We start from the raw sequence: 13,723 nt of genomic DNA on the forward strand, positions 1-13,723 counted from the left end.
AATCGATCAGACTGACGGGCCATATTCAGGACAGTGGGTCAGGCGACAGGCGCCGGAGGCGGCTCGTCCGGCAGCGTCGGTTCGCCTGGTTCGGTCGGTTGTTCGTTGGGAGTATCGGGATCGGGCTGGCCGGGCACGCCGCCGGACAGGCTCAAAGACGGATTCGCCAGTAACGACCAGGCCAGAACGCCTATCTGATTGGGCTCAAGCCTTGCCAGTTCAGCGCTGATTCGCGGGTCGATCTTCATAGGGCACTCCTCAGTGAAGGCCCGAATTTGTGTGTAACAAAAACGGGCAGTACACCCCATAGAGTGTCTGCCCGCCAAAGAATTCCCGACATCCGTCGGATGGTCGATCAGGTACGCGGCAAGGTTACGCCACGCTGGCCCTGATATTTGCCGCCACGATCCTTGTAGGAAACTTCACATTCTTCATCGGATTCGAGGAAGAGCATCTGCGCCACGCCTTCGTTGGCGTAGATTTTCGCCGGCAGGTTGGTGGTGTTGGAAAATTCCAGCGTCACATGACCTTCCCACTCAGGCTCGAGCGGAGTGACGTTGACGATGATGCCGCAGCGCGCGTAGGTGCTTTTACCCAGGCAGATGGTCAGCACGTTGCGCGGAATGCGGAAGTACTCGACGGTGCTGGCCAGGGCGAAGGAGTTCGGCGGAATGATGCAGACGTCGCTGTGGATGTCGACGAAGCTGCCGGCGTCGAAGTTCTTCGGGTCAACAATGGCCGAGTTGATGTTGGTGAACACCTTGAAGTGGTTGGTGCAACGTACGTCGTAGCCGTAGCTCGACACGCCGTAGGAAATAACCCGGCTGTCGTCGCTACCGCGCATCTGGCGCTCGACGAACGGTTCGATCATGCCGTGTTCCTGCGCCATGCGGCGAATCCACTTGTCCGATTTGATGCTCATGGCGGGTTTGTCCTGAATAGCGAGGTGGAAAAATTCTGTCCGGCATCTTACCGGGCGCGTCGTCTCGTTCAAAGTGCGCAACGCAATTCTCGGCGAACACCCCGTATTTACGCGATGTGGCGACGAACCGTCGCACCGCCGATCCCTAAAACACAGAATCCTTTGCAAGAAACATTGGCACGTTCCGGAAAAAGGGTTAAGGTGGCGTCACTGTGTTGCTTGTGTCACTGAGAATCTCTACACGATATGTTGAATTTCGATCCAACCATCTACAAGAATTTTTCCTGCTCTTTGCACTCAGTCTCGGCCAGGGTTCTTCCTGAGTCGCAGTTATCTTTGTTCAAGGAGTTACACCATGTCTAATCGCCAAACCGGTACCGTTAAGTGGTTCAACGATGAAAAAGGCTTCGGCTTCATCACTCCACAATCCGGTGACGACCTGTTCGTTCACTTCAAAGCTATCCAATCCGACGGCTTCAAAAGCCTGAAAGAAGGCCAACAGGTTTCTTTCATCGCTACCCGCGGTCAGAAAGGCATGCAAGCTGAAGAAGTACAAGTTATCTAACTTGTAGCTTCTTTAGAAAAGAGCCCCGCCCTTAAAAGCGGGGCTTTTTTGTGGGCGCCTGTTTTGCGCTGGCAAAAAAAATCGCGACCCTTGAGGTCGCGATTTTTTTGTTTCTGCCCTTACCAGGCGACGCCAAACCCTGCGGTATAACGGGTCTTGTTCAGATCCGCATCGTTGGTGCCACTGATGATGTCGCGCTCGGCCTTGAGGTTGAGGGAGGCCCAGTCGGTGACCTTGTAGCGCAGGCCCAGCTCGGCATCCAGTGCGTAATCGGCAACACCCGACAGCGGCTTGCCGACTTCGCCATTGGTGAAGAACTCGACCTTCTTGCCGATCAGGTAGCGGTTGTAGTCCCACTTCATCGCGACGGAGTAGAAGTTGTCCTTGCTGCCATCGCGGTATTCATAGTCGGTGCGGTTGAGCAACGAGCCCAGCGAGAACGCACCCAGCTCATCGTCCCAGAACTGGTAACCCGGACCGGTACCGACCACACGCTGACGCGCCAGCTCTTCGATGTGATCACGCTTGTAGTTGATGCGCCCTTGCCAGAACCACTGATCGGTAAGGAAGCGGTCGAGGGAATATTCGGCGCGCCAGTTGTTGGTGGTGGTTTCCGTATCCTGCACTTCGCGGTTGTACTCGCCCTCGCCGGTATGGCGCCAGCGACCATGGCGAGCCGAAGTCTTGAAGGCTACGTCGTAATCGTCGGTGTCCTTTTCGGCGCGCTGATAGTCCAGCGCCAGATCGACGTTACCCTTCCATACCAGGTCGGTGACGATCGGCTTGGGCTTGAGGATCTGCTGAATGCTCGCCAATTCGACAGTCTTCGGCGCCTCGCCGTTAGCCAGGGTGACCTTGCCATCGTCGGCCGCGGTGAGCGACTTCGACACTTCGCCGGCATAGGCGTCCTGCTTCACCAACAGGTGCTGATCGCTGTCGAGGGTCTTGACCTCTTTCCAGTCAATCGCCACTGCGCCGGCGTATTTGGTCTGGATCAACAGCTTGCCGCCGTCGAAAACCGTGATAGTGCCACTCAGCTTGTCGCCGTTTTTCAACCAGACGGTGTCGGCAAGCAGGGGCGTGGACGCGCTGAAAACAGCAAGGCACAACAGGGTTCTGGGGAACATAAGCAGATCGGGGGCTCAGAGTTGGCGAAAAGGGTCGGCATTATCCGTAGGATTTTGCCCATGACAAGGACTGACCGGACTATTTCAATTGAGTTCATTTCTCAACTGCGCCACGAGCGATTACCCTTGTCGCCATCATCACGCCAATGCTCAGGAGCCGCGTACGTGAAAGACCCGCTCGACAGCGTCGAAAACGATGCGCAAATCCGACGCACGGCACTCTACTCAACACTCGCGCAAGTGCCTGAAGGCAAAGTCGTCAGTTATGGCCAGTTGGCCGAACTTGCCGGGCTGGGCCGCGCCGCGCGCTGGGTTGGGCGGACTTTGAGCCAGTTGCCCGGCGACACCAGGCTGCCCTGGCACCGCGTAATCGGCGCCGGCGGGCGCATCAGCCTGCCGGTCGGCAGCCCCTCCGGTGATGAACAACGTGCGCGATTGCGCATGGAAGGCATCACCGTCCAGAACAATCGTGTGGATATTCGGCGCCATGGCTGGCGTCCGGTAGAGCACAGCGGTTAGAGTGCGCGCTTTGTTTTCGCAATTTTGAGGCAGACTTCAGCCCATGCCCCGTAAAACCTGGCGCGCCGCGCTCGCCGCCTATGCCAGTCCTTCGACGCTCGTGCTGTTGTTGCTCGGTTTTGCCGCCGGCCTGCCGTACATGCTGGTGTTCTCGACGCTCTCCGTATGGCTGCGTGAAGCAGGCGTGGCCCGTGAAACCATTGGCTATGCCAGCCTGATCGGCCTGGCGTACGCGTTCAAATGGGTCTGGTCGCCGCTGCTCGACCAATGGCGCCTGCCCTTGCTGGGCAAACTCGGCCGCCGCCGTTCCTGGCTGGTGCTCTCCCAGGCACTGGTGATTCTCGGGCTGATCGGCATGGGTTTCTGTGATCCGCAGAAGCATTTGTCCTGGCTGATCGCCATTGCTGTCGTGGTTGCCTTCGCCTCCGCCACGCAAGATATCGCGGTCGACGCCTATCGCCTGGAAATCGCCGATGACAGCCGCCAGGCCGCTCTCGCCGCCAGCTACATGTCCGGTTACCGCGTCGCCGCCCTGCTGGCCACCGCCGGCGCGCTGTTCTTCGCCGAAGGTTTCGGCTCCACCGGTTTCAACTATAAGCACGCAGCTTGGACCGGCACCTATGTGCTGTTCGGCGCATTGATGGTGCCCGCGCTGCTGACCACGCTGTTCATGCGTGAACCACCGGTGCCGCTGCGCACGCAGTTGCAGGCCGGGCGCTACACGTTCATGCATCAATTGATGTCGGTGTTCGTGCTGATCGTGCTGCTGGTTTCCGTACCGGCGATGTTCACCCAGCTATACAACACCGATTTCGCCGGCGTGCTGTTCGGTGACATGAGCCCGCTCGACCTGCTGCTTGAAGACCGCGCCTTTCTGCGCGCCATCCTCTACATATTGCTCACCGGTTTGTGTCTGTCGGCCATGGGCCGGCGCGGACTGGCTCCGGTACTGACGCCGATCAATGACTTCATCCTGCGTTATCGCTGGCAGGCGCTGTTGCTGCTGGGCCTGATCGCCACTTACCGGATGTCCGACACGGTAATGGGCGTGATGGCCAACGTGTTCTACATCGACCAGGGTTTCACCAAGGATCAGATCGCCAGTGTCAGCAAGATTTTCGGCCTGATCATGACCCTCGTCGGCGCCGGCATGGGTGGCCTGTTGATCGTGCGTTTCGGCATTCTGCCGATTCTGTTTATCGGTGGTGTGTCTTCGGCAGCGACCAACCTGCTGTTCGTCATGCTCGCGGACATGGGCCCGAACCTGCAGATGCTGGTGGTGACCATTTCCCTCGACAACTTCAGCTCGGGCCTGGCGACATCGGCGTTCGTTGCCTACCTGTCGAGCCTGACCAACCTGAAGTTTTCCGCTACGCAATATGCCCTGCTCAGCTCGATCATGTTGCTGCTGCCGCGCCTGATGGGCGGCTATTCCGGCGTGCTGGTCGAGAAGTTCGGTTATCACAGCTTCTTCCTCATTACCGCCCTGCTCGGCGTACCGACGCTGCTACTGATCGCGCTGCACTGGTTCCAGGAGCGCCGCCGCGAAGGACAAACACCGACGCCCGAGCCTGCACCGACGCCCGTCACCGAAGAATCGTAGGACGCTTCGCCAATGGCGGGAGGAATCCCGCCGCTGGCGCCTTCCGCCGGCCACACTTCTGTACGTCAGCAAAACTCGCCGGTACACTGCTCCGTCATTTCCAGTCATAGCAACCGACAACGGCCAACCATGCGCACCAGTCAATTTTTGCTCGCCACACAGAAAGAAACGCCTTCCGACGCGGTCGTGATCAGCCACCAGCTGATGCTGCGCGCCGGCATGATCCGCAAGCTTGCCTCGGGCCTGTACACCTGGCTGCCGATGGGCCTGCGAGTCATGCGCAAGGTCGAAGCCATCGTTCGCGAAGAGATGAACGCTGCCGGTTCTCTGGAAGTGTTGATGCCGAGCACCCAACCGGCCGAGCTGTGGCAGGAATCGGGGCGCTGGGAAGAATACGGCCCTGAGCTGCTGCGCATCAAAGACCGCCATGGTCGTGATTTCTGCGCGGGCCCGACCCACGAAGAAGTGATCACCGATCTGATGCGCAACGAGTTGAGCAGCTACAAACAGCTGCCAATCAACCTGTACCAGATCCAGACCAAATTCCGTGACGAAATCCGCCCACGCTTCGGTTTGATGCGCGGCCGCGAATTCATCATGAAGGACGCCTACTCCTTCCACGCTGATCAGGCGTCGCTGCAGGTCACCTACGACCGCATGCATGAAGCCTACTGCAACATCTTCACGCGTCTGGGCCTGAAATTCCGCCCGGTAGAAGCCGACAACGGTTCGATCGGTGGTGCCGGTTCCCACGAATTCCACGTGCTGGCCGAGTCCGGCGAAGACGATATCGTCTTCAGCAACGGCTCCGACTACGCGGCGAACATCGAAAAAGCCGAAGCGGTGCCACGGGAAACCTCGCGCCCTGCGCCAACCGAAGAGCTGCGTCTGGTCGACACACCGGACACGAAAACCATCGCCGCCCTGGTGGAAAAATTCAATCTGCCGATTGAAAAGACCATCAAGACCCTGATCGTCCATGCCGAAGAAGAAGGCAAGCTGATCGCGCTGGTGATTCGTGGCGACCACGAACTGAACGAAATCAAGGCTGCCAACCAGCCTGGCGTGGCCAGCCCGCTGGTGATGGCCTCCGATGCCGAACTGCGTGACGCGATTGGCGCCGGCGCCGGCTCGCTCGGCCCGCTGAACCTGCCGCTGCCGATCATCATCGACCGCTCGGTGGCGATGATGAGCGACTTCGGCATTGGCGCGAACATCGACGACAAGCACTATTTCGGCGTTAACTGGGAGCGTGATCTACCGGTTCCGACCGTTGCCGACCTGCGCAACGTCGTCGCCGGCGACCCAAGCCCGGACGGCAAAGGCACGCTGGAAATCAAGCGCGGCATCGAAGTCGGACACATCTTCCAGCTGGGCAACAAGTACAGCAAGGCGATGAAGTGCGAAGTGCTGGGCGAAAACGGCAAGCCGGTGACTCTGGAAATGGGTTGCTACGGCATTGGCGTTTCCCGCGTGGTCGCCGCTGCCATCGAGCAGAACAACGACGCCAACGGCATTATCTGGAGCGACACCCTGGCGCCATTCCAGATCGCGCTGGTACCGCTGCGCTATGAAACCGAACAGGTGCGCGAAGCCACCGACAAGCTCTATGCCGAACTGACGGCGGCCGGCTTCGAAGTGCTGCTGGACGATCGCGACAAGAAAACCAGCCCGGGCATCAAGTTCGCGGACATGGAGCTGATCGGCATTCCACACCGGATCGTGGTCAGCGACCGCGGCCTCGCCGAAGGCAACCTGGAATACAAGAGTCGTTCCGAAGCAGAGGCGCAAGCACTGCCGGTGGCCGATGTTGTGTCCTTCCTTCAGGCCCGTATCCGCCGCTGAAACCAGATAGAGACGTCATGTTCAAGCGAAACACCTTAGGCCTCGGTGGCGCCGCCCTGTGCGGCGCCCTGCTGGTCAGCGGCTGCGCCAATCACATGTCACAACGCAGCGAGCACGAAGAGCGGGTCGAGCGAAAGTTGCTCGATCACAGCCTGCAGATCGATGTCGGCGAGCCCAAGGTGCTCGAGCTGCCGCAGCGACGCGTGAAGATAAACGAGCAGAAGACTTTCGAAGTCACCGAGTTCGAGGTCACCCGTCGCTACGACCGCTACACGCCTTACCAACCCTGGCGCGAAGTCTACGAGATTCCGCTGGGCGCGGTGGCCGTGGTCGGTGGTGTCGGTGCCAACGTGGTCAACGTGTTTGCCCTCGGTAACCTGCCGGATAGCGTCACCCGGGATTGGCTGAGCTACGGTTTCGCCGGGCTCAACCCGTTCATGAACGTGCAGTCCAATGGTCGCGCGCAGCAAAACCTCGCGGGCATCGACGAAGTCCAGCGCGACAAGCGCACGGAGTATTCGAGCCTGCCGTGGAGCGAACGACCGGTGCAGGTCAAGGCCGGCAAGCAGACGTTCGACATGACCACTGATCGCAACGGTGTGCTGCGCTTGAATCTGCTCGATAGCCCTTTCGCCGAACATGACCTCAACCATGTCGGCCGCTTGCAGATCAGTGTCGAAGACGCCAAGGACGATGTGCATTCCGACTCGACCCTGATGCTCAGCGGCCACCTGCGCGGCAAGTTGATTGAGGCGCACGGGCTGATTTATGACGATCTGGAAGATGACGAGGTGAGCCAGTGGGTACACCGGGTCAAACGCCTGTCGGAGCTGGGTCTGGAAGAAGAAGCCAGTGAGCTGGAACAGAGCCTGATCGAACTGACGCGCAACGATCCGGAGTTGCAGGCTGAGTTTCTCAAGTCTTTGGCCAAGGATGCCGGGCGTTTAGTGGCTGATCCGGGACCGAATTAAAAGCTAAATGCATCGCGGGCAAGCCCGCTCCCACAGGGTTTATGGGTGTTCACACAATATGTGTTTCACCATCGATCAATGTGGGAGCGGGCTTGCCCGCGATGACTATCTGAATACGCCGCAAATCTACCGCTCAAACAACTCCATCTGCTCAAACCCGCCGCGCAAATCCTCCAGCCTCACTCCCACCCCCAACAGCCGCACCGGCTTGCCGCCGCGGTTGAACGCCTGCGTCAGCATCAACTGGTAACTGCCAAGGTCCCGCCCTGCCCCGGCCTGCTCCAGCGTGGTCTGGGTGAAATCATGAAATTTGACTTTGACGAACGGCTTGCCCGGTCGATAACTGCTGTCGATCCGCGCCATGCGGGTTTTCAGGGTATCGAGCAGCTCGGGCAATTTGTCCAGGCAGCTGCGCAAGTCCGGCAGATCAACGTCGTAGGTGTTTTCCACGCTGATCGACTGACGGCGGCTGTCGTTGTGCACCAGCCGGTCATCGATTCCACGGGCCAGATTCCACAAGCGCTCGCCGAAACTGCCGAATTCGCGCACCAGCGCCAGCCTGCCCCACTCGCGCAGATGCTGGCAGTCAACGATGCCGAGCTTGCCGAGCTTGTCGGCGGTGACCTTGCCGACGCCGTGCAGCTTGCTCACCGGCAGACCACTGACGAACTCCTCGACCTGATCCGGGGTGATCACGAACAAACCGTTGGGTTTTTTCCAGTCGCTGGCGATCTTCGCCAGAAATTTGTTTGGCGCAACGCCTGCGGAAACGGTGATGTGCAATTGGTTGGAGACCCGGCGGCGAATGTCTTGGGCGATGCGCGTGGCGCTGCCGCCGAAATGCGCGCTGTCGGACACATCCAGATAGGCCTCGTCCAGCGACAGCGGCTCGATCAGATCGGTGTAGTCGGCAAAGATCGTATGAATTTCTTTCGAAGCTTCGCGATAAGCGTCCATGCGCGGCTTGACGATGGTCAGGTCCGGACACAGCTTTAATGCATGCCCGGAAGCCATGGCCGAGCGCACACCATAGGCGCGCGCTTCATAGTTGCAGGTGGCGATCACCCCGCGTCGATCCGCTGAACCACCCACCGCCAGTGGCTTGCCGGCCAGACGCGGGTCATCGCGCATCTCGATGGCGGCATAGAAACAGTCACAGTCGACGTGGATGATTTTTCGCTGGGTCATGTCGGAAAAAGACAACGTGGCAAGCCGGAGCGGCAGTATCTCATTGGTACCTGTATATAGCACCAGTGGTTGAATGTTCTTTTCCGACCGTAGGAGATTTCCGATGAATTTATTTTTTCAATCAAAGATCCGCGCGCAATAGAGCTGAAAGCCTTGCGCCACTTGCCCTGCGCGCCGGCCTCCCGCCGCGAAAATACGCTAAGCGCTTGAACCTCAACAGATTTATCCGGATCTACGGTTGACACGCTCGCGAACCTCTGTAGAATGCCGCCACACAGACGCGGGATGGAGCAGTCTGGTAGCTCGTCGGGCTCATAACCCGAAGGTCGTCGGTTCAAATCCGGCTCCCGCAACCAAACATCAGAAAAGGCTACTCGAAAGAGTGGCCTTTTTTGTGCGCGTCTGTTTTGCAAACGCGCGCCCTGCTCAATCGCCAGCGAAACGGCAATTTGTTGCATTTCCGAAACTTACGCATTACCTGCGACCGTTCGCCGCGATTTCGCAGTTATTTGGCCCATTCCAGGATTAGCGGTTGACACCTCGTCGTTCGCCTGTAGAATGCCGCCACACAGACGCGGGATGGAGCAGTCTGGTAGCTCGTCGGGCTCATAACCCGAAGGTCGTCGGTTCAAATCCGGCTCCCGCAACCAAACATCAAAAAAGGCTACTCGAAAGAGTGGCCTTTTTTGTATCTGTTGAAAAAGTCCTTTCGCAACAATGATCTGTCACTGTGCAGTGAACCGCTGGGGATCATCAGAACCACTGACTTGCGACTATGCTTGAGTCGCAGACAGGGTTTCTGCAATCCAGGAACTGCCCTCGCCGATGCCCGACGAGAGGCGTAGTATTTTGTGATTATTTTTTTCTACAGGGATTGGTAACTTGGCTGGATACCTCCATCCTGTCGCGCACAATCCAAGAGGTGATTGATGCGCGCCAACTCGTCTGATCCACAAGACACCGTTACAGCAGAACAACCGATCAAACCCGAGCGTTTGCGCTGGCTGGATCGATTAAGCAAATACCGTCAGCCGATCGGTCTGGCCGTCACGTTGCTGCTGTTTGCCATTGCCCTGATTGCCTGCCGCCATCTGCTCGCCGAGCTCGATCTCTATGCGTTGCATGACTCGATTCTCGACGTGCCGAAACCGGCCCTGCTCGGCGCCATCGGTGCGACCGTGGTCGGTTTCATCATTCTGCTCGGCTATGAATGGTCGGCCAGCCGCTACGCTGGCGTGAAACTGCCGCCGCGCACGCTCGCGCTCGGCGGCTTCACCGCATTTGCGATTGGCAATGCGATCGGCCTGTCGCTGCTGTCCGGCGGCTCGGTTCGTTATCGTTTATATGCGCGACTGGGCGTCGGTGCGTCGGAAGTTGCGCACATGACGCTATTTGCCAGCCTCTCGCTGGGCTGCGCCTTGCCGCCACTGGCAGCGCTGGCCACCCTGAGCAACCTGCCCGCCGCCTCGCAAGCGCTGGGGCTGTCCGAAATCTTGCTGGGCTCGGTCGCCGCTGCCGTATTGATCCTTGGTACGGTGCTGGCGATCGGCATCTATCGTCGTCGCCTGCCGGAACAACCCTACCCCGACAATCTGCTGGTCCGTGCCGGGCGGCGCACCCTGCGCCTGCCGGGTCGGCGTCTGACCTTTCTGCAACTGGTGATCACCGCCCTCGATGTCGCGGCTGCCGCCACCGTTCTCTACTTGTTGCTGCCGGAAGCGCCGCCGTTTGCGCCGTTCCTGCTGGTGTATCTGCTGGCGCTGGCCGCCGGTGTACTCAGTCATGTACCGGGCGGTGTTGGCGTGTTCGAGGCGATTCTGCTCGCCGCGTTTGCCGACAAGCTCGGCGCCGCCCCGCTGGCAGCCGCACTGCTGCTGTATCGCCTGATCTACGTGGTGCTGCCGCTGCTGGTCGCCTGCGTATTACTGCTGATCAACGAAGGCCAGCGCCTGTTTCAATCCCAAACCATGCGCGCGGCGTCCGGTCTGGCCGCGCCGGTTCTGGCGGTGTTGGTGTTCCTGTCTGGCGTGGTGCTGCTGTTTTCCGGCGCGACCCCGGAAATCGACACGCGCCTGGAGCACATCGGTTTTCTGATCCCGCATCGCCTGGTCGACGCCTCGCACTTCGGCGCCAGCCTGATCGGCGTCCTCTGTCTGTTGCTCGCCCAAGGTCTGCGTCGACGCCTGTCGGCGGCGTGGATGCTGACCACCATTCTGCTGCTGGTTGGCGCCCTGCTCTCGCTGCTCAAAGGCTTCGACTGGGAAGAAGCCACGCTGATGACGTTGACGGCCGCGCTGCTCGGCGTGTTCCGCCGCTCCTTCTACCGTCCGAGCCGTTTGACCGAACTGCCGTTTTCGCCGCTGTATCTGGTCGCCAGCCTGTGCGTACTGGGCGCTTCGGCCTGGTTGCTGCTGTTTGCCTATCAGGACGTACCCTACAGCCATCAGCTGTGGTGGCAGTTCACCCTCGACGCTGACGCGCCGCGCGGTCTGCGCTCGCTGCTCGGTGCGGCGGTGTTGCTGGTGATCATCTCGCTGACCTGGCTGCTGCGCACGGCGCGCCCGGTGATTCATTTGCCGACGCCGGACGAACTGGATCGCGCGGCGAAAATCCTCATGGCCTCGTCGCAACCCGACGGCGGCCTCGCGCTGACCGGTGACAAGGCGTTGCTGTTTCACCCCAACGATGAGGCGTTCCTGATGTACGCCCGCCGTGGCCGCAGTCTGGTGGCGCTGTACGACCCGATCGGGCCGAGCCAGCAACGCGCGGAAATGATCTGGCAGTTCCGCGATCTCTGCGACATCCATCACACCCGCCCCGTGTTCTATCAGGTGCGCGCGGAGAATCTGCCGTACTACATGGACATCGGCCTGACAGCGATCAAGCTCGGCGAAGAAGCCAGGGTCGATCTGCAACGCTTCGACCTGGAAGCCAAGGGCAAGGAGATGAAGGATCTGCGCTACACCTGGAACCGTGGCACTCGCGATGGTCTGTCGCTGGAAATCCATGAGCCGGGCCAGGCGCCGATGGACGAGCTGAAAGTGATTTCCGATGCCTGGCTGACCGGCAAGAACGTGCGCGAGAAAGGCTTCTCCCTCGGCCGTTTCAGCGACGATTACCTGAAGCATTTCCGCATTGCGGTGATTCGCTTCGAAGGCCGCCCGGTGGCGTTCGCCAATCTGCTCGAGACCTACAGCCACGATCTGGCCAGTCTCGACCTGATGCGCGCGCACCCGGAAGCGCCGAAGCTGACCATGGAATTCATGATGGTCGGCCTGATTCAACACTATAAGAGTCACGGATACGCGCGCTTCAGCCTGGGCATGGTGCCGTTGTCGGGGCTGCAACCCCGGCGCGGCGCACCACTGACCCAGCGCCTGGGCTCGATGGTCTTCCGCCGTGGTGAGCAGCTGTACAACTTCCAAGGCTTGCGCCGTTTCAAAGACAAGTTCCAGCCTGACTGGGAACCCCGTTATATGGCCGTGCCCGCCGGACTCGATCCGCTCGTGGCACTGGCCGACACTGCCGCCCTGATCGCGGGCGGCTTGACTGGATTGGTGAAACGCTGATGATTCAACGCTCCCTGAAGTACATCCTGGCCGCCCTGCTGGTGCTGGCCGTGATTGCCGGCGGCGGTTACTGGTACCTCAAACGTCCGGCACCGGAACCGACCGTCGAACAACTGAAACCTGCCGATGGCACCGCCATGACCCGCGTGATCCCCGGCAACAAGCCGAAGGCTCAGGTGCTGGTGGCCGTCACCGACGACCAGAAGCTCTCCGAGAAACAACTGACCACCCTCAGCCGCAGCGCTTCGGCGCAGATCGTCCAGGTGATTCTGCCCAAGGACTGCCTGCTGCAAAGCCGCGCCCTGCAATCGGGCCTGCGTGAACTGAATGGCCCGGCCACTCTGGTCAGCGGCATCGGCCCAGGCGCTGTGCTGGCGTGGCGCTGGCTGGCGGAACAGAAAGACGACAAGGCCCAGGCCGTCTCCGTCGATCTGGCCCTGGAAAAACCCGGCTGCACTCACCTGCTGCCGAAATCCGCCGCCCACGGCCACTGGCTGGTGGCGTGGAACGACAACCCGGACGACGCCAGCGCGGGCTTCGTGCGCGATCAGCCGAACGCCGAAACCAGCATCAGCGACTACGACATCAACCTGCCGCAAGTGCTGAACAACGAACTGCGCAAAATCCTCGTCGGCGGCGACAAGGCCAACGGCGGCCTGGCGATCCCGGTCGTGGAAGTGCCGGCCGGTCAGGCCAACGACACCGTGACCCTGTTCCTCTCCGGCGACGGCGGCTGGCGCGACCTCGACCGCGACGTGGCGGGCGAAATGGCCAAGATCGGCTACCCGGTGGTCGGCATCGACACCCTGCGCTACTACTGGCAGCACAAGAGCCCGGAGCAAAGCGCACTCGACCTCACCGAACTGATGCAGCACTACCGGCAGAAATGGGGCACCAAACGCTTCATCCTCACCGGTTATTCGTTCGGCGCTGACGTCCTGCCGGCGATCTACAACCGCCTGCCAGAGAACGAACAGCAACGCGTCGACGCGATCATCCTGCTCGCCTTCGCCCGCACCGGCAGCTTCGAAATCGAAGTCGAAGGCTGGCTGGGCAACGCCGGCAAAGAAGCCGCGACCGGCCCGGAAATGGCCAAGCTGCCAGCGGCCAAGGTTGTGTGCATCTATGGCGAAGAAGAGACCGATGAAAGTGGCTGCACCGACAAGACTGCTGTCGGCGAAGCGGTGAAACTGCCCGGCGGGCATCACTTCGATGAGAACTATCCAGCGCTGGCCAAGCGTTTGGTGGACTTGATTCAGAAGCGCCAGAGCAAGGACTCGGTCGCCGAAGAGTGATCTGAAGCGCATCCACAAAAAGCCCCCGCAACTTCACGGTTGCGGGGGCTTTTTACATCCCAACAGCCACCAAAATCCCTGTGGGAGCGAGCCTGCTCGCGAAAGCGGTGGGTCAGTTT

The 13,723-nt window shown here is 60.1% G+C and carries 11 protein-coding genes and 2 tRNA genes; 9 read left to right on the forward strand and 4 right to left on the reverse strand.

The annotated features are described in order from the left end of the window. Positions 1-38: 38 nt before the first annotated feature. Both ACV8MC_RS00885 and dcd read right to left on the reverse strand, forming a co-directional pair. Positions 39-248 carry a hypothetical protein gene (locus ACV8MC_RS00885; protein WP_016771389.1) on the reverse strand — a complete coding sequence of 70 codons (210 nt, stop codon included), beginning with the start codon at positions 246-248 and terminating at the stop codon, positions 39-41. Positions 249-355: 107 nt separating this feature from the next. Next, positions 356-922, reverse strand: coding sequence for a dCTP deaminase (gene dcd, locus ACV8MC_RS00890; protein ID WP_007940589.1), 567 nt, complete (start codon positions 920-922; stop codon positions 356-358). A gap of 355 nt (positions 923-1,277) precedes the next feature. Here dcd and ACV8MC_RS00895 point away from each other — a divergent pair, with 355 nt between their 5' ends. Further along, positions 1,278-1,487: a cold-shock protein gene (locus ACV8MC_RS00895; protein WP_002554837.1), complete on the forward strand. Its 210-nt coding sequence runs from the start codon at positions 1,278-1,280 to the stop codon at positions 1,485-1,487. A gap of 119 nt (positions 1,488-1,606) precedes the next feature. Here ACV8MC_RS00895 and ACV8MC_RS00900 read toward each other — a convergent pair whose 3' ends face one another. After that, complete coding sequence (locus ACV8MC_RS00900) at positions 1,607-2,614, reverse strand: DUF481 domain-containing protein (RefSeq protein ID WP_041478069.1); 1,008 nt, start codon at positions 2,612-2,614, stop codon at positions 1,607-1,609. A gap of 165 nt (positions 2,615-2,779) precedes the next feature. Here ACV8MC_RS00900 and ACV8MC_RS00905 point away from each other — a divergent pair, with 165 nt between their 5' ends. From ACV8MC_RS00905 to ACV8MC_RS00920, 4 genes are all read left to right on the forward strand, one after another. Further along, positions 2,780-3,133 carry an MGMT family protein gene (locus ACV8MC_RS00905; RefSeq protein WP_095180530.1) on the forward strand — a complete coding sequence of 118 codons (354 nt, stop codon included), beginning with the start codon at positions 2,780-2,782 and terminating at the stop codon, positions 3,131-3,133. Between the two features lie 43 nt (positions 3,134-3,176). Further along, on the forward strand, positions 3,177-4,736 hold the full coding sequence (locus ACV8MC_RS00910) for an AmpG family muropeptide MFS transporter (RefSeq protein ID WP_076566230.1): 1,560 nt from the start codon (positions 3,177-3,179) through the stop codon (positions 4,734-4,736). 129 nt (positions 4,737-4,865) lie between these two features. Next, on the forward strand, positions 4,866-6,581 hold the full coding sequence (locus tag ACV8MC_RS00915; protein ID WP_041478071.1) for a proline--tRNA ligase: 1,716 nt from the start codon (positions 4,866-4,868) through the stop codon (positions 6,579-6,581). Positions 6,582-6,598: 17 nt separating this feature from the next. Further along, a complete protein-coding gene (locus tag ACV8MC_RS00920) occupies positions 6,599-7,552 on the forward strand; it encodes a hypothetical protein (protein ID WP_056783330.1) in 954 nt (317 codons plus the stop codon). Between the two features lie 126 nt (positions 7,553-7,678). On the opposite strand, the gene dinB is transcribed toward ACV8MC_RS00920, so the two are convergent. Further along, a complete protein-coding gene (dinB, locus tag ACV8MC_RS00925) occupies positions 7,679-8,740 on the reverse strand; it encodes a DNA polymerase IV (protein ID WP_252877596.1) in 1,062 nt (353 codons plus the stop codon). Between the two features lie 279 nt (positions 8,741-9,019). Here dinB and ACV8MC_RS00930 point away from each other — a divergent pair. The 4 genes from ACV8MC_RS00930 (at position 9,020) to ACV8MC_RS00945 (ending at position 13,604) form a co-directional block, all read left to right on the forward strand. Continuing rightward, a tRNA-Met gene (locus ACV8MC_RS00930) sits at positions 9,020-9,096 on the forward strand. A 217-nt stretch (positions 9,097-9,313) separates the two neighbouring features. Next, positions 9,314-9,390, forward strand: a tRNA-Met gene (locus ACV8MC_RS00935). 279 nt (positions 9,391-9,669) lie between these two features. Further along, entirely contained in the window at positions 9,670-12,309 is a 2,640-nt protein-coding gene (mprF, locus tag ACV8MC_RS00940; RefSeq protein WP_236168035.1) for a bifunctional lysylphosphatidylglycerol flippase/synthetase MprF, read from the forward strand. Beyond that, positions 12,309-13,604, forward strand: a complete 1,296-nt coding sequence (locus ACV8MC_RS00945) for a virulence factor family protein (protein ID WP_353188725.1) — start codon at positions 12,309-12,311, stop codon at positions 13,602-13,604. Before mprF ends, ACV8MC_RS00945 begins: the two co-directional genes overlap by 1 nt. Positions 13,605-13,723: the final 119 nt, after the last annotated feature.

The sequence above is a fragment of the Pseudomonas sp. PK-RTE-24 genome (assembly GCF_054052265.1).

Coding starts and splice junctions, on each gene's coding strand:
- ACV8MC_RS00915 (WP_041478071.1), top strand. CDS start 4,866: ATGCGCACCAGTCAATTTTTGCTCGCCACACAGAAAGAAACGCCTTCC.
- ACV8MC_RS00900 (WP_041478069.1), bottom strand. CDS start 2,614: ATGTTCCCCAGAACCCTGTTGTGCCTTGCTGTTTTCAGCGCGTCCACG.
- dcd (WP_007940589.1), bottom strand. CDS start 922: ATGAGCATCAAATCGGACAAGTGGATTCGCCGCATGGCGCAGGAACAC.
- dinB (WP_252877596.1), bottom strand. CDS start 8,740: ATGACCCAGCGAAAAATCATCCACGTCGACTGTGACTGTTTCTATGCC.
- mprF (WP_236168035.1), top strand. CDS start 9,670: ATGCGCGCCAACTCGTCTGATCCACAAGACACCGTTACAGCAGAACAA.
- ACV8MC_RS00895 (WP_002554837.1), top strand. CDS start 1,278: ATGTCTAATCGCCAAACCGGTACCGTTAAGTGGTTCAACGATGAAAAA.
- ACV8MC_RS00920 (WP_056783330.1), top strand. CDS start 6,599: ATGTTCAAGCGAAACACCTTAGGCCTCGGTGGCGCCGCCCTGTGCGGC.
- ACV8MC_RS00885 (WP_016771389.1), bottom strand. CDS start 248: ATGAAGATCGACCCGCGAATCAGCGCTGAACTGGCAAGGCTTGAGCCC.
- ACV8MC_RS00945 (WP_353188725.1), top strand. CDS start 12,309: ATGATTCAACGCTCCCTGAAGTACATCCTGGCCGCCCTGCTGGTGCTG.
- ACV8MC_RS00910 (WP_076566230.1), top strand. CDS start 3,177: ATGCCCCGTAAAACCTGGCGCGCCGCGCTCGCCGCCTATGCCAGTCCT.